Genomic DNA, 21,552 nt, shown 5'->3' with positions numbered 1-21,552 from the left:
ATGAGGTTCGACACACCCGCCACGACAAACCCCATCGACCAGCTGAAGATCATCGGCAGGGCCACGGACCGCATCGACGGCCCGATGAAGACCACCGGCGCCGCGCGCTACGCCTACGAGCGCAACACCGAGATGCCCGGCGCAGCCTACGGCTACGTGGTGGGCGCGGGCATCGCGAAGGGCCGCATCGCGTCGATGGACCTGGCCGCTGCCCGGGCGGCGCCGGGCGTGCTGGCCATCGTCACCGCGCGCAACGCGGGCAAGCTCGGCAAGGGCGACTTCAATACGGCGAAGCTCCTGGGCGGGCCGGAGATCGACCACTACCACCAGGCGGTGGCGCTGGTCGTGGCCGACACCTTCGAGCAGGCGCGCGCGGCCGCGCAGCTGGTGCGCGTCGAGTACGAGCGCACGCCGGGCCGCTTCGACCTGTCCGCCGAGAAGGACGCGGCGAAACTGCCCGCGCCCAACCCCTTCGCGGGCGAGCCGCAGACGAAGACGGGCGATTTCGCGGGCGCCTACGCGGCGGCCCCCGTGCAGCTCGACGCGACCTACACCACGCCCGACGAGTCGCACGCGATGATGGAGCCGCACGCCTCCATCGCGCAGTGGCAGGGCGACAAGCTCACCATCTGGACCTCGAACCAGATGATCGCCTGGGGCGCCGGCGACGTCGCCAAGACGCTCGGCATCCCGAAGGCGAACGTGCGGCTGATCTCGCCCTTCGTCGGCGGCGGCTTCGGCGGCAAGCTGTTCGTGCGGGCCGATGCGCTGCTCGCGGCGCTGGGTGCGCGGGCGGCGCGGCGGCCCGTGAAGGTGGCGCTGCCGCGGCCGCTGATGGCGAACAACACCACGCACCGGCCGGCGACCATCCAGCGCATCCGCCTGGGCGCCGGCCGGGACGGCAGGCTCACCGCCATCGCGCACGAAGGCTGGTCGGGCGACCTGCCGGGCGGCCAGCCGGAGACGGCCGTGAACCAGACCCGCCTGCTGTACGCCGGCGCGAACCGCCTCACGACCACGCGCCTGGCCGTGCTCGACCTGCCCGAGGGCAACGCGATGCGCGCACCCGGCGAGGCGCCCGGCATGATGGCGCTGGAGATCGCCATGGACGAGATGGCCGAGAAGCTGGGTATCGACCCGATCGAGTTCCGCGTGCTCAACGACACGCAGGTCGACCCCGAGAAACCGCAGCGCCCCTATTCGCAGCGCAAGCTGATCGAATGCCTGCGCACAGGCGCCGAGCGCTTCGGCTGGAACAGGCGCAACCCGGCGCCGGGGCAGCAGCGCGACGGCCGCTGGCTCGTCGGCATGGGCGTGGCCGCCGCGTTCCGCAACAACCTGGTGATGAAGTCGGGCGCGCGCGTGCGTCTGGACAACCGGGGCATGGTCACGGTGGAGACCGACATGACGGACATCGGCACCGGGACCTACACCATCATCGCGCAGACCGCCGCCGAGACCATGGGCGTGACGCTCGACAAGGTGCAGGTGCGCCTGGGCGACTCGGCGCACCCGGTTTCGGCCGGCTCGGGCGGCCAGTGGGGCGCCAACAGCTCGACCTCCGGCGTCTTCGCGGCATGCATGAAGCTGCGCGAAGCCGTGGCGTCGAAGCTGGGCATTCCGGTAGCCGAGGCGGAGTTCTCCGAAGGCATGGTGCGCGCCGGCTCGCGCGCGGTGCCGCTGGCCGAGGCGGCGGGAGCGCAGGAGCTGGTGGTGGAGGACAGCATCGAATTCGGCGACCTCGACAAGAAGTACCAGCAGTCGACCTTCGGCGCGCATTTCGTGGAGGTCGGCGTCGATGCGGCCACCGGCGAGATCCGCGTGCGGCGCATGCTCGCGGTGTGCGCGGCGGGGCGCATCCTGAACCCGAAGTCCGCGCGCAGCCAGGTGATCGGCGCGATGACGATGGGCGTCGGCGGCGCGCTGATGGAAGAGCTGGCGCTCGACAAGCGGCACGGCTTCTTCGTCAACCACGACCTTGCGGGCTACGAGGTGCCGGTGCACGCCGACATTCCGCACCAGGACGTCGTCTTCCTCGACGAGACCGACCCGATCTCCTCGCCGATGAAGGCCAAGGGCGTCGGGGAGCTCGGCATGTGCGGCGTCGCCGCGGCGGTGGCGAACGCCGTCTACAACGCAACGGGCGTGCGGGTGCGCGACTACCCGATCACGCTCGACAAGTTGCTGGATCGCCTGCCGCCGGTGGCCTGAATTTGCCGGCACGTGGCGGGTAAGCCCGGTGCCGCGAGTCCGTATCGCTTGATACGATTTTTTTCGGAACGCCCGCCCCAAGGGCGTCGGAGACAAGATGGACTCGAGCATTTCCGGCAGCGCCGCTCACGGCGCGCACGGCGCGGGTGTGGCCCTGTACCGCGTCATGGTGCGGATACGGGCCTTCGAGAACGCGGCGGAGACCGCCAGCCAGGGCGGCGTGAGCGCCTATGGCCAGCAGGCGGCGGGCGCCGCCAAGGTGCGCGGGCCGCTGCACCTCTCCACCGGGCAGGAGGCGGTACCGGCCGGCGTCTGCGCCCACCTGCGCGCCGCCGACTACCTCACCTCCACCCACCGCGGCCACGGCCACACGCTGGCCAAGGGCGCCGACCTCGCGCGGATGATGTGCGAGCTGTTCGGCAAGGCCACCGGCTTCAACGGCGGCAAGGGCGGCTCGATGCACATCGCGGATTTCTCGGTCGGCATGCTGGGCGCCAACGGCGTGGTGGCGGCGGGGCTGCCGATCGCGGTGGGCGCGGCGCACGCGCAGAAGCTGCTGAACAAGGCTGACGACATCACCGTCTGCTTCTTCGGCGACGGCGCGATCAACCGCGGCCCCTTCCTCGAGGCGCTGAACTGGGCGCGCGTGTACGAGCTGCCGGTGCTCTTCGTCTGCGAGGACAACCGCTGGAGCGCGACCACGGCGAGCGGCCCGATGACGGCCGGGGAAGGCGCCTCGGTGCGCGCCGAGTCGCTCGGCATCGCGTCCACGCAGGTCGATGGCAACGACGTGTTCGCGGTGCATGCGGCCGCCGCGAAGCTGGTGGCGCAGGTGCGCAGCGGCGGCGGGCCGCGCCTGCTGCATGCGCTGACCTACCGCGTGAAGGGGCATGTATCGGTGGACGTGGCGGCTTACCGCGATCCGGCCGAACTGGCCGCCGCGCTCGAGACCGACCCGATCGCACGGGCACGCGCATATCTGCTTTCGGCCGGCGTCGCGGCTTCCGCGCTCGACGCCATCGAGAACGCCGCGCGCGACGAGGTCGACACCGCCCTCGCCATCGCCGACGCGGCCCCCTGGCCCGAGCCAGCCGCCGCCTTCACCGACGTGCAGACCGTCGGGGAGGGCCAATGGCGATGAAACACGAACTGAGCTATTCGGAAGCCGCCCTGCTCGCCCTGCAGCGCGAGATGGAAGCCGACCCGCGCGTGGTGGTGCTCGGCGAGGACGTGGGCCGCGGCGGCATCTTCGGGCAGTACAAGGGGCTGCAGCAGAGCTTCGGCCCGGGACGCGTGATCGACACGCCGATCAGCGAGGCCGCGATCATGGGCGCCGGCGTGGGCATGGCGCTCGCAGGGCTGCGGCCGGTGGTCGAGATGCGCGTGGTCGACTTCGCGCTGTGCGGCATGGACGAGCTGGTGAACCAGGCCGCCAAGAACCGCTTCATGTTCGGCGGCCAGGGCCGCGTGCCGCTGGTGGCGCGTATGCCCGGCGGCATCTGGGACGCCTCGGCGGCGCAGCATTCGCAGTCGCTCGAAGCCTGGTTCGCGCACCTGCCGGGCCTGGTGGTGGTGTGCCCCTCGACGCCGCAGGACAACCACGGCCTGCTGCGCGCGGCGCTGCAGTGCGGCGACCCGGTGGTCTACATCGAGCACAAGACGCTGTGGGGCGCGCGCGGCGAGGTCGACGAAGGCATCGCCGTGCCGCTGGGCAAGGCGGCACGCGTGCGCGAGGGCGATGCGCTCACTCTCGTGAGCTGGAGCCGGCAGATGCAGGCCTGCGCGGCGGCTTGCGATGCGCTGGCGGCCGAGGGCATCGCGGTGGACCTGATCGACCTGCGCACGCTGTGGCCGTGGGACCGCGAGACGGTGCTGTCGTCGTGCGCGCGCACCGGCCGGCTGCTGGTGGTCCACGAGGCGGTGCAGGCGGCGGGCTTCGGTGCGGAGATCGCGGCCAGCGCTGCGGAGGCCACCGGCTGCCGCGTGGCACGGCTGGGCGCGCCGCGCATTCCGGTCGGCTATGCGCCGGTGCTGGAGGCGCAGTCGCGCGTTGGCACCGAGGCCATCGTGGCGGCGGCGAAAAGGCTCGCTGGCTGAACGCGACCCGCCATGGACCCGCTCTTCTTCAAGCTGGTGCGGGTCGTGAATCTCACGGCGCGGCCTTTCCACGAGCGCGTGGGCCGCGAGCACCGGATCACGCTGAACGAGTGGCGCACGATGGCGGTTCTGGCAGCGCAACCCGGCCTCAACGCCACGCAGGTGGCCGACCAGACCGGCCTCGACAAGATGGCAGTGAGCCGCGCTCTCTCCGGCCTGCGCCGTCACAAGCGCCTGCAGCGCCACGACGACCCGACCGACCGACGCCGCAGCCGGCTCTATCTCACGGCCGTCGGCAAGGCGCTGCACGAGACGGTGGGCGCGCTCGGCCGCGAGCGCGAGGTCGCACTGTTCGGCGGCATCGGTGCCATCGAACTGGCCCAGCTCGACGCCACGCTCGACAAGCTCATCGAGGCCGTGCAGCGCGGCACCCCCTGACCTCCCGAGCAAGGCACGCCCCTTTCCAGAAACACCACGGAACCGGCTCTGCCGGGCCGTAGGTGTTGCCCCCGGAAGGGGGTTGGCGCAGCGACACGAAGTGCGCGCAGCCTGGGGGCGAACCAAGTTATGCCGCGAAGCCACCGTCGATGTTGAGGCTCGCGCCCGTCACGAAGCCGGCTTCGGGGCTGGCGAGGTAGCCGACCATGGCGGCGATTTCATCAGGATGGCCGTGGCGGGCCAGCGCCATCAGGCCGTGCATCGAGGCGGCATTGGGGCCGTCGACGGGGTTCATGTCGGTGTTGACGGGGCCGGGCTGCACGTTGTTGACGGTGATGCCGCGCGGGCCGAGGTCGCGCGACAGGCCCTGCACCAGGCCGACCAGCGCCGACTTGCTCATGGCGTAGGCGCTGCCGCCGGGCCAGGGCATGCGCTCGGCATTCGTGCTGCCGATGTTGATGATGCGGCCGCCCTCGCCCATGTGGCGCGAGGCCGCCTTGGCGGCGACGAAGACGGCGCGCACGTTGATGGCCACCGTCTTGTCGAAGTCTTCGAGCGAGAACTCGTCGAGGGTGCCGCCGAGGAACACGCCGGCGTTGTTCACGAGGATGTCGATCCGGCCGAAGGTGCGGGCGGCCTCGTCGATGCCGGCGGTGAGGGCCGCGGCGTCGGCGCTGTCGATCTTCAGCGCGAGGGCGCGGCCGCCTTCGGACTGGATGCTGCGCACCAAGTCGTCGGCGGGAGCTGCCGAGGCCGCGTAGCTGAAGGCCACGGCGGCGCCGTCGCGCGCCAGGCGGCGCACGATGGCCGCGCCGATGCCGCGCGAGCCGCCGGTGACGAAGGCGACCTTGCCGGCCAGGACGGAGGAAGAAGAAGCAGAAGAAGAAGCGGTGCTGGAGGCCATGATTTTTTCCTGTGCGATGGTGGAGAAGAAGGCCTCAGTTTGGGCGCTTCATTCCTTCTTCGGTAGCCGTCAATCGGGTCAATCAGATTCAACCGATGGTTGAAGATGGGCGCCACAATGCGGCCATGGAACCGCTCAATCACCTCGAATCCTTCGTGCAGAGCGCGGAAGGCGGCAGCTTCTCCGAGGCCGCGCGGCGCCTTGGCCTGACGCCGGCCGCCGTCAGCAAGAACGTGGCAAGGCTGGAAGCGCGGCTGGGGCTGCGGCTGTTCCAGCGCAGCACGCGCAGCCTGACGCTGACGGAGGGCGGCGAGCGCTTCCTGGCGCAGATCGGCGGCGCGCTGGCCACGCTGCGCGAGGCGGTGGCCGGCATCGACACCGACGACGGCCAGCCCTCGGGCACGCTGAAGGTGAGCATGGGCCAGGCCTTCGGGCGCGAGCACGTGCTGCCGCTGATGGGCGGGTTCCTCGCGCGCTACCCGGCCATCGTGCCCGACTGGCACTTCGACAACCAGCAGGTCGACCTGGTGGGCGAAGGGTTCGACGCGGCCATCGGCGGCGGCATCGAGCTGCCGGCCGGGCTGGTGGCGCGCGAGCTGGCGCGCATCCATGTGGTGGCGGTGGCCTCGCCCGCGTACATGCAGGGGCGCAAGCCGCCCCGGCATCCATCGGACCTGGCGGCGCTCGACACGCTGATGCGCCGCTCCTCGCCCACGGGGCGCGTGCGCAGCTGGACGCTGCGGCGCGTGCGCGGCGCGGGCGGAGGCGAAGGCGAAAGCGAGGTCAGCGTCGAGCTGCCCCGGCCACGCGCGATCTTCAACGACCCTGAGGCGATCGCGCATGCCGCGCTGATGGGGCTGGGCGTGGCGATGCTGCCCATGCCCTTCGTGGAGCGCGGGCTGCGCAGCGGGGAGCTGCTGCGGCTGCTGCCCGACTGGTACCAGGACGCCGGTGCGGTGTGGCTGTACTACCCGAGCAAGAAGCTGCTGCCGCCGAAGACGCGGGTGTTCATCGATTTCGTGCTGGAGCGCTTCCGCGAGGAGCGGTTCGCGCAGCGGATGCAGGTGGCCTGAGGCGCCCCAGACCACGCGCTGTCAACTCCCTCACGCGGCCACGGGGTTTTCACCCGCGACGGCCGGAGCGCGCACCTGTACAAACGCGCGCATGACCCATCAGACTTTCTCTTCCTCCCCGAATCGCCGCACCGCGCTGGCCGCATCCGTCGCCGCCGCGCTGACCCTCATCACCGCTCCCTCGTGGGCACAGAGCACCTGGCCGACCAAGCCGGTGCGCATCGTCGTGCCCTTCGCGGCCGGCGGCACGACCGACATCCTGGCGCGCGCGGTGGCGCCCGAGCTTTCCAAGGCCTTCGGCCAGCAGTTCATCGTCGACAACCGCGCGGGCGCGGGCGGCAACGTGGGCGCCGAGATCGTGGCGCGCGCGCCGAACGACGGCTACACGCTGCTGATGGGCACGGTGGGCACGCACGGCATCAACCGCGCGCTGTATCCCAAGCTGCCCTTCGACCCGATCAAGGACTTCGCGCCCATCACGCTGGTGGCCGCCGTGCCGAACGTGATGGAGATGAACGCCGACAAGGCGAAGTCGCTGAACATCCACAACGTGCAGGACTTCATCAAGTACGCCAAGGCCAACCCTGGCAAGCTGAACATGGCCTCCAGCGGCAGCGGCACCTCGATCCACCTGGCGGGCGAGCTGTTCAAGAGCATGACGGGCACTTTCATGGCCCACATCCCGTACAAGGGCTCGGGCCCGGCGCTGCTGGACATGGTGGGCGGGAATGCCGACGTGATGTTCGACAACCTGCCTTCGTCGATGGCGCAGATCAAGGCCGGCAAACTCACCGCGCTGGCGGTGACGAGCGCGCAGCGTTCACCGGCCCTGCCGGACATTCCGACGGTGGCTGAAGTGGGCGGCCCCTCGCTCAAGGGCTACGAGGCGAGTTCGTGGTTCGGGCTGCTGGCACCGGCGGGCACGTCACCGGAGATCGTGAACCGCATTCAGCAGGAAGTGGCCAAGGCGCTGGGCACGCCGGCCATGAAGGAGAAGATGCTGGCTCAGGGCGCGATCCCGAGCGGGAATTCGCCGGCCGACTTCACGAAGCTCATCGCGAGCGAGCATGTGAAGTGGGCGAAGGTGGTCAAGGACTCCGGCGCGAAAGTTGACTAACCCCCAGGCTGCGCGCACTTCGTGTCGCTTCGCCAACCCCCTTGCAGGGGGCAACACCTACGGACCGGCAGAGCCGGATCCGTGGTGTTTCACGCAAAGACCGGTGGCTGATCTTTGGTGATCAGGTCTTCCAGGTCACGTCCTTCTTTTCGGCAAGCGAGTCCTTGAGCATGTGCAGCAGCGGGATCGCACGCTGGTGCAGGCCCACATGCTGCTTCTCGGCCTCGTTGGCGTGGCCTTCGACGGCGTAGTCGTCGTTGTTGTGGGTGTTGGAAGCCTCGCGTGCCAGCGCGGCTTCGAGGGCCGCGATGGCGCCGGGGATCTGCTCGACGGTGATGATGCCCTGCGGGGCGATCGACTTGCCGACGATCTCCAGCAGCTGGCGGGCATGCACTTCGAGCATCACGAAATCGGGAGAGGCGCGGGACTGGAATCGATAGAGCATGGTGTTCTCACTCACTTGTTGTAGATGTAGTCACGTGCAAAAGGGTACACGGATTGCGCGCCGCGAAGGACGCCGTGTTCGACGTTGCCGTCGGGTTTGGTGGAAAGCATCTGGTGCAGCGAGATCCAGCCCTGCTCGAAGCTCATGGCGGAGCCGGCCAGGTACAGGCGGTAGGCGCGCAGCACGCGCTCGGCGTTCTCGGCCTGCCGGCCGCCGCTGCGCTGGAGCACTTCGCGCGCGGCGTCGAGCTGCGCTTCCAGCGCGTCGGACCATGCCCAGAGCGTGCGCGCGTAATGCGGGCGCAGGCTCTCGGTGTCGACCATCTCCAGGCCGGCCGCGGCCGTCTCGCGCAGCACATGCGTCACGTGCAGCAGCTCGCCGCCGGGGAAGATGTATTTCTCGATGAAGTCGCCCATGCCGGCGCCGAGCTGGCGGTAGTTGAGCTCGCCGGAGGTGATGCCGTGGTTCATCACCAGGCCGCCGGGCTTCAGCAGCGCATGGATCTTGCGGAAGTAGGTCGGCATGTTGGCGGCGCCCACGTGCTCGAACATGCCGACGGAGGAGATCTTGTCGAAGGGCTTGTCGGTGGGCACTTCGCGGTAGTCGCGCAGCTCGACGCGCACGCGGCCCTGCAGGCCCTTCTCCTCGATGAGCCGCTGCACGTGCGCATGCTGGTTCTTCGACAGCGTGATGCCGGTGGCGTCCACGCCGTAGTGCTCGGCCGCCCACAGCAGCAGTGCGCCCCAGCCGGAGCCGATGTCGAGGTAGCGCTCGCCAGGCTGCAGCATCAGCTTGCGGCAGATGTGGTCGAGCTTGGCTTCCTGCGCCTGCGCCAGCGTGAGGTCGGGCGTACGGAAGTACGCGCATGAATACACGCGGCGCGGGTCCAGCCACAGCGCGTAGAAGTCGTCGGAAACGTCGTAGTGGAACTCGATCTGCGCCGCGTCCTTGCGCAGCGAGTGCGAGCCGTGCGACTTGGCCCGGCGCTGCAGGCGGCTCCACCAGCCGGTGTCGGTCTCCGCCGGGTTGCCGGGGAGCATGCCGACCGTGGCATCGATCAGGTCGCGCATGGCGCCTTCGATCTGCACCTTGCCCTCGACGTAGGCCTCGCCGATGGCTCCCACCTGCCTTGCCGCCAGCTTGGCCAGCACCGCCCACTCCTTGAAGGCCAGGGTCACGCGGGCTCCGGCCTGTGCGACGCGCCGGCCATCGGGCAGCTCGAGCGCGATGGGGACAGGCAGCGAAGCCAGCTGCGACTCGATCTTGGGTATCAAGTGTTGCATGGGGCCATGGTATTGATTTTTCCAAGCTTTTGCATGACTTCCCGTGTCGGCGCAAGCCGCGATCTGAGGCGGCTTCGGGCCTGCGCGAACCCGGATTGACATTGGATTGTTTATGTCTAAACTATTTAGCCATGAACAGCCTCGACCCGTCCAAGTCCGCTCCCGCCTCGGACCTCCAACGCATCCTGTGCATCGGCGGCGGGCCGGCGGGCCTGTACTTCGCCCTGTTGATGAAGGCGCGCAACCCGGCGCTGCAGATCACCGTGGTGGAGCGCAACCGCCCCTTCGACACCTTCGGCTGGGGCGTGGTACTCAGCGACCAGACGCTCGCCAACCTGCGCGCGGCCGACGCGCCGACCGCGGCGCTCATCGGTAACGAGTTCCACCACTGGGACGACATCCAGGTCTTCTTCAAGGGCCGCCAGGTGCGCTCCGGCGGCCACGGCTTCTGCGGCATCGGCCGCAAGCGGCTGCTCAACATCCTGCAGGAGCGCTGCCTCGAGCTGGGCGTGGAGCTGGTGTTCGAGACCGACGTCGCCGACGACCAGGCGATGGCCGCCAAATACAAGGCCGACCTGGTGATCGCCAGCGACGGCCTCAACAGCCGCATCCGCCAGCGCTATGCCGACGTGTTCAGGCCCGACATCGACCTGCGCAACTGCCGCTTCGTGTGGCTGGGCACGCACCAGACCTTCGACGCCTTCACCTTCGCCTTCGAACAGACCGAGCACGGCTGGTTCCAGGCGCACGCCTACCAGTTCGACGACAAGACCTCGACCTTCATCGTCGAGACGCCCGAGGCCGTCTGGAAGGCCCATGGCCTCGACCAGATGGAACAGCCCGAGGCCATCGCCTTCTGCGAGAAGCTCTTCGCCAAGTACCTCGGCGGCCATTCGCTGATCAGCAATGCCACACACCTGCGCGGCTCTGCCAACTGGATCCGCTTTCCGCGCGTGGTGTGCGAGCGCTGGACGCACCGCATCGACGTAGAGGGCCGCAGCGTGCCCGTGGTGCTGATGGGCGACGCGGCGCACACGGCGCACTTCTCGATCGGCTCGGGCACCAAGCTGGCGCTTGAAGACGCGATCGACCTGGCCAACGAGTTCGCGCAGGGCGGCACTGTCGACCATGTGCTCGAAGGCTACGAGGCACGCCGCAGCGTCGAGGTGCTGAAGATCCAGAACGCCGCGCGCAACTCCACCGAGTGGTTCGAGAACGTGCCGCGCTACACAGGCATGCAGATCGAGCAGTTCGCCTACTCGCTGCTCACCCGCTCGCAGCGTATCAGCCACGAGAACCTGCGCCTGCGCGACACGCAGTGGCTCAGCGGCTACGAGCAGTGGCTGGCCGGCGGCAAGGCGCTGCCGCCGATGCTCATGCCCTACAAGGTGCGCGGGCTCACGCTGAAAAACCGCATCCTGGTGTCGCCGATGGCCACCTACAGCGCGGTCGACGGCGTGCCGCAGGATTTCCTGCTGGTGCACCTGGGCGCACGCGCGCTCGGCGGCGCCGCGATGGTGTTCGTCGAGATGACCAGCCCGACGCCCGAAGGCCGCATCACGCCCGGCTGCACCGGCCTCTACAACGATGCGCAGCAGGCCGCCTTCAAGCGCATCGTCGACTTCGTGCATACGCAGTCCAGCGCGAAGATCGCCATGCAGCTCGGCCACAGCGGCCCCAAGGGCTCGACCCGCGTGGGTTGGGAAGGCACCGACGAGCCGCTCGAGAGCGGCAACTGGCCGCTGCTGGCCGCGAGCGCGCTGTCCTACGGCGAGCAGAACCAGCTGCCCGCGGCCATCACGCGCGCCGAGATGGACACGCTGCGCGACCAGTTCGTCGACTCGACCCGCCGCGCCGCCGAATGCGGCTTCGACTGGCTCGAGCTGCACTGCGCGCACGGCTACCTGCTGTCGGCCTTCATCAGCCCGCTCACCAACCTGCGCACCGACGAGTACGGCGGCGACATCGAGGCGCGCTGCCGCTACCCGCTCGAGGTGTTCCGCGCCATGCGCGCCGCATGGCCCGCCGACAGGCCGATGAGCGTGCGCATCTCGGCGCACGACTGGGCGCCCGGCGGCAACACCGATGCCGACGCCATCGTGGTCGCGCGCCTCTTCAAGGAGGCCGGCGCCGACTTCATCGACGTGTCGTCCGGCCAGACCACGCGCGCCGCGAAGCCGGTGTACGGGCGCATGTACCAGACGCCGTTCTCCGACCGCATCCGCAACGAGGTCGGCATCTCGACCATCGCCGTGGGCGCCATCACCGATGCCGACCAGGCCAACAGCATCATCGCCGCCGGCCGTGCCGACCTGTGCGCCATCGCGCGTCCGCACCTGGCCGACCCGGCATGGACGCTGCACGAGGCCGCCAAGCTGCAAAGCCGCGACGTCGAATGGCCCGTGCAGTACCTGAGCGGGCGCGACCAGATGTACCGCGAGATCGCCAAGCAGCAGCAGCTCGCCGCGGCCGCCAATGCAGCGATGGCCGCGCAGAACAGCGAGGAGACGCACTGAGATGGACCTCGAAGCGCGCGCGCACAGCGAACACCCGGAGGCGCTGCGGCTTTGGCTGCGGCTGCTCACCTGCACCCAGCTGATCGAGAAGCAGGTGCGCAACGAACTGCGCTCGCAGTTCGCGACCACGCTGCCGCGCTTCGACCTGATGTCCCAGCTCGAGCGCTCGCCCGAGGGGCTGAAGATGAACGAGCTCTCGCGCCGCATGATGGTGACGGGCGGCAATGTGACCGGCATCACCGACCAGCTCGTGTCCGAAGGGCTGGTGGAGCGCATCAACGTCGAGGGCGACCGCCGTGCATGGCGCGTGCGCCTCACGCCGCGCGGGCGCAAGCTCTTCAACGACATGGCGCAGCAGCACGAGGACTGGATCGTCGAGGCCTTCGCGGGCCTCAGCGCCAAGGAGATCGCGCAACTGCACAAGCTGCTCGGCAAGGTCAAGCAGCACTCGCACAACCAACTACTGATGGCGGAGACCGAATGAAGCACTACATCGGCGCGGGCAATCCCATGCGCGCCCAATTCGAACCCAAGGCAGCCTACAAGGCCGAGCACTTCGCATGGAGCTACGAGGCCGGCGTGGGCACCATCACGCTGAACCGGCCCGACCGCAAGAACCCGCTGACCTTCGACTCGTACGGCGAGCTGCGCGACCTGTTCCGCGCGCTGGTCTACGCCACCGACGTGAAGACGATCGTCGTGACCGGCGCGGGCGGCAACTTCTGCTCCGGCGGCGACGTGCACGAGATCATCGGCCCGCTGACCGGCATGCGCATGCCCGAGCTGCTGGAGTTCACGCGCATGACGGGCGACCTGGTGAAGGCGATGCGCGCCTGTCCGCAGCCCATCGTCGGCGCGATCGACGGCGTGTGCGCCGGTGCCGGCGCGATGATCGCGCTGGCCTGCGACCTGCGCTACGGCTCGCCCGCCACGCGCACCGCCTTCCTCTTCACGCGCGTGGGCCTCGCCGGTGCCGACATGGGCGCCTGCGCGCTGCTGCCGCGCGTGATCGGCCAGGGCCGTGCGTCCGAACTGCTCTTCACCGGCCGCGCGATGACTGCGCAGGAAGGCCATTCGTGGGGTTTCTTCAACGCGCTGCACGAGAGCGATGCGCTGCTCGAGGCCGCCACCAAGGTCGCGCGCGACCTGGCCGAAGGCCCGACCTTCGCGCACGGCATGACGAAGACGATGTTGTCGCAGGAATGGTCGATGACCATCGACCAGGCCATCGAAGCCGAGGCGCAGGCACAGGCCATCTGCATGCAGACCGAAGATTTCAAGCGCGCCTACGAGGCCTTCGCGGCCAAGCGCAAGCCGGTGTTCGGCGGGGACTGACGCGATGATGACCAAGGCTCCCGCACCACCCTCGACGGCGCACCTTGCGCTGCCCTTCTTCGACGACGCGCACCGCACGCTGGCCGACGGCCTGCTGCCCTGGGCCGACGCGCAGCAAGTCGACGAACACGACGACCGCGCGGCCTGCCGCGACTGGGTACAGCGGCTAGGTGCCGGCGGCTGGCTGCGCTATTGCGTGCCGGGCAGCTCCGGCGGCGCGCTGGAGCGGCTCGATTCGCGCGCCCTGGTACTGCTGCGCGAGACGCTCGCCTACCACTCGCCGCTCGCCGACTTCGCCTTTGCGATGCAGGGCCTGGGCAGCGGCGCGATCACGCTCGCGGGCACACCGCAGCAGCACGCCGACTACCTGACGGCAGTGGCCAAGGGCGCCAAGATCGCGGCCTTCGCGCTCAGCGAGCCCGAGGCCGGCTCCGACGTGGGCGCGATGGCGATGCGCGCCGAGGCGACCACCGACGGCTGGAAGCTGAACGGCGAGAAGACCTGGATCAGCAACGGCGGCATCGCCGACTTCTACTGCGTGTTCGCGAAGACCGACCCGACAGGCGGCACGCGCGGCATCACCGCCTTCATCGTCGACGCGACGACGCCCGGCCTCGACACCTCCGCGCACATCGACGTGATGGCGCCGCACCCGCTGGCCACGCTGCGCTTCGAGAACTGTGTCGTGCCGCGCGCCGCGCAGCTGGGCGAACTCAACGGCGGCTTCAAGCTCGCGATGCGCACGCTCGACATCTTCCGCTCCTCGGTGGCCGGTGCGGCGCTCGGCATGGGACGCCGCGCACTGGCCGAAGCCATCGCCCATTCGAAGAAGCGCCGCATGTTCGGCCAGACGCTGGCGGACTTCCAGCTCACGCAGGCCAAGCTCGGCGAGATGGCCGCGCTGATCGACAGCGCTGCTCTGCTCACCTACCGCGCCGCATGGATGCGCGACGACGCCGAGCGGCGCGGTGCACCGGCAGTGGGCGACGTGTCGGCCGCCGCCGCGATGGCCAAGATGTGCGCAACCGAGAACGCGAGCCGCGTGATCGACATGGCGCTGCAGATGCATGGCGGCCTCGGCGTGAAGGTTGGCACGAAGGTTGAAAGCCTCTACCGCGACATCCGCTCGCTGCGCATCTACGAAGGCGCGACGGAAGTCCAACAACTGATCATCGGCAAATCCGTTCTACGGGGATAAACACCGTGTCTGCCCAAGTCGACCGCTTCGTTCACGACCGCTTGCCGCCCGCGGCACAGCTGCCCGTCTTTCGCTACGACCTGCCCGAGCTGCAGCTGCCCGACCAGCTCAACCTGGTCGAGGAGCTGCTCGACAAGGCCGCAGCGAAGGGTTTCGGCGACAAGCCGATGCTGCGCTCGCCGCAGGGCACGCTGACCTATGCGCAGGCGGCCGTCGAGGTCAATCGCATCGCGCAGGTGCTGGTGGAAGATCTCAAGCTGGTGCCGGGCAACCGGGTGCTGCTGCGCGGCGGCAATTCGGTGGCGATGGCGCTGGCATGGCTGGCGGTGGTGAAGGCCGGGCTGATCGCGGTGGCCACGATGCCGCTGCTGCGCGCGAAGGAGCTGGGCGACATCATCGAGAAATCGCAGCCCGTGGCCGCGCTGTGCGATGGTCGGCTGCTCGATGAGTTGCTGCTGGCGCAGCAGGCGCATCCGGTGCTTGCCACGGTGGTTGCATTCAACAAGCCCGATGCGGAAGATTCGCTTTCGGCACGCGCGGCGAAGAAGAACGGTGTGTTCGAGGCATGCCCCACGGCATCCGATGACATCGCGCTGCTGGCTTTCACCTCGGGCACCACGGGCAAGCCGAAAGCGCCTGTCACCACGCACCGCGATGTGCTCGCGATGTGCGAGACCTGGCCGCGCCACGTGCTGCGCGCGCGCAGCGACGACATCGTGGTGGGCTCGCCGCCGCTGGCCTTCACCTTCGGGCTCGGCGGACTGCTTGTGTTTCCGATGTGGGCCGGCGCCTCCGTCTACTTCCCCGATGCGCCGTTCACGCCCGAGGGGCTGGTGAAGCTCATCAACGAGGTCGGCGCGACCATCTGCTACACGGCACCCACGTTCTACCGGCAGATGGCACCGTTCGTGAAGCAGCACGGCATGCCCAGCCTGCGCATCAGCGTGAGCGCGGGCGAGGCCCTGCCCGATGCCACACGGCAGCTGTGGAAGGAAGCTTCCGGCATCGAGATGCTGGATGGCATCGGCGGAACCGAGGTGTTCCACATCTACATCTCTGCCGCGGGCAACGACGTGCGCCGCGGGGCAGTTGGCAAGGCAGTGCCCGGTTTCACCGCGAAGGTGGTGGACGGCGAAGGCAACGAGGTGCCCCATGGCACGGTCGGCAAGCTTGCGCTGCAGGGGCCGGTGGGCTGCCGCTACCTCGACGATCCGCGCCAGACAGACTACGTGAAGAACGGCTGGAACTATCCGGGAGATTCGTTCGTGCAGGACGACGACGGCTACTTCTTCTACCAGGCACGCGCGGACGACATGATCATCACGGCCGGCTACAACGTCGGCGGGCCGGAAGTGGAGGATGCGCTGCTCAAGCATCCTGCCGTGGCCGAGTGCGGCGTGATCGGCAAGCCCGATGCCGAGCGGGGCATGATCGTGAAGGCGTTCTGCGTTCTCAAGCCCGGCAACGAGGGCAACGCAGCCCTTGTGAAGGCGCTGCAGGACCACGTGAAGGCGACCATCGCGCCATTCAAATACCCAAGGGAGATCGAGTTCGTGCCGGCGCTGCCGCGCACGGAAACCGGCAAGCTCCAACGATTCAAACTGAGACAACTCAACACGACATCATGATCAACAAACTCCTGCAACCCGAAGGCTGGCTGCCTCCCAAGGGCTATGCGAACGGCGTCGCCGCTCGCGGAACGATGCTGTTCATCGGAGGCCAGATCGGCTGGAATGCACAGCAGCAATTCGAGTCGGACGACTTCATCGACCAGTGCGGCCTGGCGCTGCGCAACATCGTCGAGGTGCTGCGCGCAGGTGGTGCGGGCCCCGAGCACATGGTGCGCATGACCTGGTATGTGACGGACCGTGACGAATACAGCCGCCGCCTCAGCGAGCTCGGGCCTGTCTATCGCGAAGCGATGGGACGCAACTTCCCGGCCATGACCTGTGTGCAGGTGGCGGCGCTTGTGGAGCACCGGGCGAAGGTGGAGATCGAAGTGACGGCGGTCATCCCGGACTGACCTCTTGCGCCGACCGAAATAAAAATGCCCTCATTGCGAGGGCATTTCTTTTTGTCATTGACCGGCAATTGATAAACAAATACCGGCAAAGAAAAAGGCCCTTTGATTTCTCAAAGGGCCTTTTCGATTTGGTTGCGCGAGCAAGATTTGAACTTGCGACCTTTGGGTTATGAGCCCAACGAGCTACCAGGCTGCTCCATCGCGCGGCAGACTTAGAGTATAGCTTATTCAGCGGCGTTTTGCTCGGCTGCGTCTTCTTTAATTTCAGGACGGTCAACCAGTTCGACGAGCGCCATCGGGGCATTGTCACCCACACGGAAGCCCATCTTCAGGATGCGGGTGTAGCCGCCCGGACGCGTTGCGAAACGCGGGCCGAGGTCGCCGAAGAGCTTCACGACGGCGTCGCGGTTGCGCAGGCGGTCGAAGGCCAGGCGCTTGTTGGCGACGGTGGGCTTCTTGGCGAGCGTGATCATCGGCTCGATGACGCGGCGCAGTTCCTTGGCCTTGGGGACCGTGGTCTTGATGACTTCGTGCTCGATGAGCGAATTCATCATGTTCTGCAGCATCGCGAGGCGGTGCGAGCTGGTGCGGTTGAGTTTGCGGAGTCCGTGTCCGTGACGCATGGTGCTTTCCTTTACTTTATAAAAACAGGCAGCCGTGTCAGGTACTGCCCGGTGCACTGGCCCTTTTCAGGGGGCCTCTTTCAAAAAATTCAAATGATCAACGCTTGTCGAGGCCGGCCGGCGGCCAGCTTTCGAGCTTCATGCCCAAGGTCAGGCCGCGCGAGGCAAGCACTTCCTTGATTTCGTTGAGCGACTTGCGACCCAGGTTCGGGGTCTTGAGCAGCTCGTTCTCGGTGCGCTGGATCAGGTCACCGATGTAGTAGATGTTTTCGGCCTTCAGGCAGTTGGCCGAACGCACCGTCAGTTCGAGTTCGTCGACAGGGCGCAGCAGGATCGGATCGAACTGCTGTGCGCTGCGCGGAGCCGGAGCGTCGAACGCAGCGAGTTCGCCGCCTTCGAGCTGCGCGAACACGGCGAGCTGCTCGACCAGGATTTTAGCCGATGCGCGCACTGCGTCTTCGGCGGTGATCGCACCGTTGGTCTCGATTTCGACCAGCAGCTTGTCCAGGTCGGTGCGCTGCTCGACGCGGGCGCTCTCGACCGTGTAGCTCACGCGCTTGACGGGCGAGAACGAGGCATCGAGGACGATGCGGCCGATCGACTTCGTCGGCTCGTCCGCATAGCGGCGCATCGTGCCGGGCACATAGCCGCGGCCCTTCTCGACCTTGATCTGCATGTCGAGCTTGCCGCCTTGCGACAGGTGGGCGATCACATGGTCGGGGTTGATGATCTCGACGTCGTGCGGGGTCTGGATGTCCGAGGCCAGGACCGGGCCTTCGCCGTCCTTGCGCAGGCTCAGCGTGACTTCGTCGCGGTTGTGGAGCTTGAACACCACGCCCTTGAGGTTCAGCAGGATGTTGACGACATCTTCCTGCACGCCGTCGATCGACGAGTACTCATGCAGAACGCCAGCGATCGTGACTTCGGTGGCCGAGTAGCCCACCATGGACGACAGCAGAACGCGACGCAGCGCGTTGCCGAGCGTGTGGCCATAGCCGCGCTCGAAAGGCTCGAGCGTCACCTTGGCCTTGTTGGCGGCAAGTTGCTCGACCTGGATGGTCTTGGGTTTCAGCAGGGTGGTTTGCATGCAGACTTCCTCTCAATACCCCCGGCTCGTTACACCGGTAAGGCTGGTGAAGCACCTGAGCCGCGACGGAGCGCGGAACAGGAACGTGAACAACAAAAACAATCTCCCGCCGGCGCGTGGAAGCGCAGGCGGGTAGAAAAAATCAACGCGAATACAGTTCGACGATCAGCGATTCGTTGATGTCGGCTGCGAATTCGTCGCGATCGGGCACCTTCTTGAACGTGCCTTCGGCCTTGTCGGCATTCACGTCGACCCATGCCGGGATACCGACTTGCTGGGCGAGTTGCAGCGCTTCGACAACGCGGGTCTGCTTTTTCGACTTCTCGCGCACGGCGATCACGTCGCCGGTCTTGACCAGGTACGACGGGATATTGACCGACTGACCGTTCACCGTGATCGCCTTGTGCGACACGAGCTGGCGCGCTTCGGCGCGGGTCGAGCCGAAGCCCATGCGGTAGACGACGTTGTCCAGACGGGATTCGAGAATGAACAGCAGGTTGGCACCGGTGTTGCCACGGCGGCGATCGGCTTCTTCGAAGTAGCGGCGGAACTGCTTCTCGAGCACGCCGTACATGCGCTTGACCTTCTGCTTCTCGCGCAGCTGCAGGCCGTAGTCGGAGGTACGCTGACCCGAGGTGCGGCCGTGCTGGCCGGGCTTGGAGTCGAACTTGGCCTTGTCCTGGATCGAACGACGAGCGCTCTTCAGGAACAGGTCGGTGCCTTCACGGCGGGAAAGTTTGGCCTTGGGGCCGAGGTAACGTGCCACGATTTTTCCTTTGTGTCATCTACCGCAGTTGCCTGCGGGAGCCATCAGCGGAATGCCGATGGCGGTGGGCTTAGTAAAAAAACAAACGCGCAGCCGCTATTCAAAGCCGGCTGCGCCTTGCGGACTGGCGATCAGATGCGGCGACGCTTCTGGGGACGGCAGCCGTTGTGCGGAACGGGCGTCACGTCGGCGATCGAGTTGATCCGGATGCCGAGCGCAGCCAGTGCGCGCACCGACGATTCGCGACCGGGGCCGGGGCCCTTGATCTCGACGTCGAGGTTCTTGATGCCTTGTTCGACAGCAGCACGGCCGGCCACTTCGGAAGCGACCTGCGCAGCGAACGGCGTCGACTTGCGCGAGCCCTTGAAGCCCTGGCCACCCGACGAAGCCCACGACAGGGCGTTGCCCTGGCGGTCGGTGATCGTGATGATGGTGTTGTTGAACGAAGCGTGCACGTGAGCGATACCGTCCGCGACGTTCTTGCGAACCTTCTTGCGAACGCGCTGTGCGGCGTTGTTTGCAGGTGCTTTAGCCATGCTGTTCTATCCTTATTTCTTCAGGGACTGCGCAGCCTTGCGCGGACCCTTGCGGGTGCGGGCGTTGGTGCGCGTGCGCTGGCCGCGCATCGGCAGGCCGCGACGGTGACGGAAGCCGCGGTAGCAGCCGATGTCCATCAGGCGCTTGATGTTCATCGTCGTCTCGCGACGCAGGTCGCCTTCGATCGTGAACAGGGCGATCTGGTCGCGGATCTTCTCGAGATCGGCGTCGGTCAGATCCTTGATCTTCTTCGAATACTCGATGCCGCTCGCTTCGCAGATCTGGCGGGCGCGGGTGCGACCGATGCCGAAGATGGCGGTCAGGCCGATTTCAGCGTGCTTGTGCGGCGGGATGTTGATGCCAGCAATACGTGCCATGTGCGTCCTCTAATACTCTTCAATCAACCCTGGCGCTGCTTGTGGCGCGGGTCGGTGCAGATCACGCGCACCACACCCTTGCGGCGGATGACCTTGCAATTACGGCAGATGGTTTTGACCGAAGCCGAAACTCTCATTTCACTCTCCTAAAACTGTTTAACGTGGCGGTCTACCGCCCGGACTCAATACTGAAACACAGCCCTACGATGTCTTGAAGTTCGCCTTCTTCAGCAGCGATTCGTACTGCTGGGACATCATGTAGTTTTGCACCTGGGCCATGAAGTCCATCGTGACGACCACGATGATCAGCAGGGAGGTACCACCGAAGTAGAACGGCACGTTGTACTTCAGGATCAGGAACTCCGGCAGCAGGCAGACGAAGGTGATGTACACCGCGCCAGCCAGCGTCAGTCGAACCAGGATCTTGTCGATGTAGCGAGCGGTCTGGTCACCCGGACGGATACCCGGGATGAATGCACCACTCTTCTTCAGGTTGTCGGCCGTTTCCTTGCTGTTGAACACGAGTGCCGTGTAGAAGAAGCAGAAGAAAACGATCGCAGCGGCATACAGCAGCACGTAGATCGGCTCGCCAGGACGCAGCGCACTGGCGACGTCCTTGATCCAGCGGAAACCGCCGTCACCGGTGCTGAACCAGCCGACCACCGTCGCCGGCAGCAGGATGATCGACGAGGCGAAGATCGGCGGGATCACGCCAGCCATGTTCAGCTTCAGCGGCAGGTGCGACGACTGGCCGCCATACACCTTGTTGCCGACCTGGCGCCGCGCATAGTTCACGAGGATCTTGCGCTGGCCGCGTTCCACGAACACCACGAAGTAGGTGACCAGCACCACCACGGCGACGATGAAGAGCGCGACGATCACGTTCATGGCGCCGGTACGCACCAGCTCCAGCAGGCCGCCGATGGCATTGGGCAGGCCGGCCGCGATCCCCGCGAAGATCAGGATCGAGATGCCGTTGCCCAGGCCGCGTTCGGTGATCTGCTCGCCGAGCCACATCAGGAACATGGAACCTGCCGTCAGACTCACCATGGCGGTGATGCGGAAGCCGAAGCCGGGCGAAATCACCAGGCCTGCCGACGACTCGAGAGCCACCGCGATGCTGAACGACTGGAACAGGGCCAGGCCCAGCGCGCCATAGCGCGTGTACTGCGTGATCTTGCGGCGGCCGGCCTCGCCTTCCTTCTTCAATTGCTCGAAGGTCGGAAGCACGTAGGTCATCAGCTGCATGATGATCGACGCCGAGATGTACGGCATGATCCCCAACGCGAACACGGTGAAGCGCGACAGCGCACCGCCCGAGAACATGTTGAACAGGCTCAGAATGCCGCCCTGCTGGCCCTGGAACAGCGCAGCCAGCTGGTCCGGGTTGATACCCGGCACAGGAATGTGCGCGCCAATCCGGTAGACCACGAGCGCGAGCAGCAAAAAGACGAGCCGACGACGGAGGTCGCCGAACTTGCCTGTTTTTGCGATCGTTGCCGCGTTAGTTGCCACGAAGAAC

At 67.1% G+C, this 21,552-nt stretch carries 22 protein-coding genes and 1 tRNA gene; 12 read left to right on the top strand and 11 right to left on the bottom strand.

Annotated features, from left to right (window positions below; genetic code table 11):
• The 4 genes from paoC to ACAM57_RS01350 all read left to right on the top strand — a co-directional run bounded on the left by paoC (window position 1) and on the right by ACAM57_RS01350 (window position 4,746).
• Window positions 1-2,211, top strand: a complete 2,211-nt coding sequence (gene paoC, locus ACAM57_RS01365) for an aldehyde oxidoreductase molybdenum-binding subunit PaoC (protein WP_369660456.1) — start codon at window positions 1-3, stop codon at window positions 2,209-2,211.
• 97 nt (window positions 2,212-2,308) lie between these two features.
• Window positions 2,309-3,352 (top strand): thiamine pyrophosphate-dependent dehydrogenase E1 component subunit alpha, encoded by a 1,044-nt coding sequence (locus tag ACAM57_RS01360; protein WP_369660455.1) that lies wholly within the window; start codon window positions 2,309-2,311, stop codon window positions 3,350-3,352.
• Window positions 3,343-4,308: an alpha-ketoacid dehydrogenase subunit beta gene (locus tag ACAM57_RS01355; protein WP_369660454.1), complete on the top strand. Its 966-nt coding sequence runs from the start codon at window positions 3,343-3,345 to the stop codon at window positions 4,306-4,308. Before ACAM57_RS01360 ends, ACAM57_RS01355 begins: the two co-directional genes overlap by 10 nt.
• Before the next feature lie 12 nt (window positions 4,309-4,320).
• Window positions 4,321-4,746 (top strand): MarR family winged helix-turn-helix transcriptional regulator, encoded by a 426-nt coding sequence (locus tag ACAM57_RS01350; RefSeq protein ID WP_369660453.1) that lies wholly within the window; start codon window positions 4,321-4,323, stop codon window positions 4,744-4,746.
• 127 nt (window positions 4,747-4,873) lie between these two features.
• Here ACAM57_RS01350 and ACAM57_RS01345 read toward each other — a convergent pair whose 3' ends face one another.
• Complete coding sequence (locus tag ACAM57_RS01345; protein ID WP_369660452.1) at window positions 4,874-5,650, bottom strand: SDR family oxidoreductase; 777 nt, start codon at window positions 5,648-5,650, stop codon at window positions 4,874-4,876.
• Window positions 5,651-5,775: 125 nt separating this feature from the next.
• On the opposite strand from ACAM57_RS01345, the gene ACAM57_RS01340 reads away from it, so the two are divergent.
• Complete coding sequence (locus ACAM57_RS01340) at window positions 5,776-6,723, top strand: LysR family transcriptional regulator (protein ID WP_369660451.1); 948 nt, start codon at window positions 5,776-5,778, stop codon at window positions 6,721-6,723.
• A 91-nt stretch (window positions 6,724-6,814) separates the two neighbouring features.
• On the top strand, window positions 6,815-7,840 hold the full coding sequence (locus ACAM57_RS01335) for a tripartite tricarboxylate transporter substrate binding protein (protein ID WP_126021213.1): 1,026 nt from the start codon (window positions 6,815-6,817) through the stop codon (window positions 7,838-7,840).
• A gap of 121 nt (window positions 7,841-7,961) precedes the next feature.
• Here ACAM57_RS01335 and ACAM57_RS01330 read toward each other — a convergent pair whose 3' ends face one another.
• Together ACAM57_RS01330 and ACAM57_RS01325 are read right to left on the bottom strand one after the other, a co-directional pair.
• Complete coding sequence (locus ACAM57_RS01330) at window positions 7,962-8,285, bottom strand: DUF1840 domain-containing protein (protein WP_126021212.1); 324 nt, start codon at window positions 8,283-8,285, stop codon at window positions 7,962-7,964.
• Window positions 8,286-8,296: 11 nt separating this feature from the next.
• Window positions 8,297-9,568 carry a class I SAM-dependent methyltransferase gene (locus ACAM57_RS01325; RefSeq protein WP_369660450.1) on the bottom strand — a complete coding sequence of 424 codons (1,272 nt, stop codon included), beginning with the start codon at window positions 9,566-9,568 and terminating at the stop codon, window positions 8,297-8,299.
• 131 nt (window positions 9,569-9,699) lie between these two features.
• Here ACAM57_RS01325 and ACAM57_RS01320 point away from each other — a divergent pair, with 131 nt between their 5' ends.
• From ACAM57_RS01320 to ACAM57_RS01295, 6 genes are read left to right on the top strand one after another with little or no spacing between them, the layout of a single operon-like run.
• Window positions 9,700-12,084, top strand: coding sequence for a bifunctional salicylyl-CoA 5-hydroxylase/oxidoreductase (locus ACAM57_RS01320; protein ID WP_369660449.1), 2,385 nt, complete (start codon window positions 9,700-9,702; stop codon window positions 12,082-12,084).
• A gap of 1 nt (window position 12,085) precedes the next feature.
• Complete coding sequence (locus ACAM57_RS01315) at window positions 12,086-12,568, top strand: MarR family winged helix-turn-helix transcriptional regulator (RefSeq protein ID WP_184639551.1); 483 nt, start codon at window positions 12,086-12,088, stop codon at window positions 12,566-12,568.
• Window positions 12,565-13,419: an enoyl-CoA hydratase family protein gene (locus ACAM57_RS01310; RefSeq protein ID WP_184639549.1), complete on the top strand. Its 855-nt coding sequence runs from the start codon at window positions 12,565-12,567 to the stop codon at window positions 13,417-13,419. Before ACAM57_RS01315 ends, ACAM57_RS01310 begins: the two co-directional genes overlap by 4 nt.
• 4 nt (window positions 13,420-13,423) lie before the next feature.
• The gene (locus ACAM57_RS01305) at window positions 13,424-14,617 is read left to right on the top strand and encodes an acyl-CoA dehydrogenase family protein (RefSeq protein WP_369660448.1); all 1,194 of its coding nucleotides are present in this window, start codon (window positions 13,424-13,426) and stop codon (window positions 14,615-14,617) included.
• Window positions 14,618-14,622: 5 nt separating this feature from the next.
• Window positions 14,623-16,245, top strand: a complete 1,623-nt coding sequence (locus tag ACAM57_RS01300; protein ID WP_369660447.1) for an AMP-binding protein — start codon at window positions 14,623-14,625, stop codon at window positions 16,243-16,245.
• Window positions 16,242-16,640 (top strand): RidA family protein, encoded by a 399-nt coding sequence (locus tag ACAM57_RS01295; RefSeq protein ID WP_126021205.1) that lies wholly within the window; start codon window positions 16,242-16,244, stop codon window positions 16,638-16,640. Before ACAM57_RS01300 ends, ACAM57_RS01295 begins: the two co-directional genes overlap by 4 nt.
• A gap of 129 nt (window positions 16,641-16,769) precedes the next feature.
• Here the strand turns inward: ACAM57_RS01295 and ACAM57_RS01290 are convergent.
• The 8 genes from ACAM57_RS01290 to secY all read right to left on the bottom strand — a co-directional run bounded on the left by ACAM57_RS01290 (window position 16,770) and on the right by secY (window position 21,545).
• A tRNA-Met gene (locus ACAM57_RS01290) sits at window positions 16,770-16,846 on the bottom strand.
• A gap of 18 nt (window positions 16,847-16,864) precedes the next feature.
• Window positions 16,865-17,263, bottom strand: a complete 399-nt coding sequence (rplQ, locus tag ACAM57_RS01285) for a 50S ribosomal protein L17 (RefSeq protein WP_126021204.1) — start codon at window positions 17,261-17,263, stop codon at window positions 16,865-16,867.
• A gap of 97 nt (window positions 17,264-17,360) precedes the next feature.
• Window positions 17,361-18,350, bottom strand: coding sequence for a DNA-directed RNA polymerase subunit alpha (rpoA, locus tag ACAM57_RS01280; protein WP_009124827.1), 990 nt, complete (start codon window positions 18,348-18,350; stop codon window positions 17,361-17,363).
• A 142-nt stretch (window positions 18,351-18,492) separates the two neighbouring features.
• Window positions 18,493-19,116, bottom strand: a complete 624-nt coding sequence (rpsD, locus tag ACAM57_RS01275; RefSeq protein WP_126021203.1) for a 30S ribosomal protein S4 — start codon at window positions 19,114-19,116, stop codon at window positions 18,493-18,495.
• Window positions 19,117-19,247: 131 nt separating this feature from the next.
• A complete protein-coding gene (rpsK, locus tag ACAM57_RS01270) occupies window positions 19,248-19,652 on the bottom strand; it encodes a 30S ribosomal protein S11 (protein WP_009124825.1) in 405 nt (134 codons plus the stop codon).
• A gap of 12 nt (window positions 19,653-19,664) precedes the next feature.
• Window positions 19,665-20,030: a 30S ribosomal protein S13 gene (gene rpsM / locus ACAM57_RS01265; protein ID WP_013544105.1), complete on the bottom strand. Its 366-nt coding sequence runs from the start codon at window positions 20,028-20,030 to the stop codon at window positions 19,665-19,667.
• 23 nt (window positions 20,031-20,053) lie between these two features.
• Window positions 20,054-20,167 carry a 50S ribosomal protein L36 gene (rpmJ, locus tag ACAM57_RS01260; protein WP_013544106.1) on the bottom strand — a complete coding sequence of 38 codons (114 nt, stop codon included), beginning with the start codon at window positions 20,165-20,167 and terminating at the stop codon, window positions 20,054-20,056.
• Between the two features lie 64 nt (window positions 20,168-20,231).
• Window positions 20,232-21,545 (bottom strand): preprotein translocase subunit SecY, encoded by a 1,314-nt coding sequence (secY, locus tag ACAM57_RS01255; RefSeq protein ID WP_019653976.1) that lies wholly within the window; start codon window positions 21,543-21,545, stop codon window positions 20,232-20,234.
• Between the last annotated feature and the right edge of the window lie 7 nt (window positions 21,546-21,552).

The sequence above is a fragment of the Variovorax sp. V15 genome (assembly GCF_041154425.1).
Taxonomy (GTDB): domain Bacteria; phylum Pseudomonadota; class Gammaproteobacteria; order Burkholderiales; family Burkholderiaceae_C; genus Variovorax; species Variovorax guangxiensis.
The sequence above is the reverse complement of the archived record's forward strand: the minus strand, read 5'-3'. Positions and strand labels throughout refer to the sequence as shown.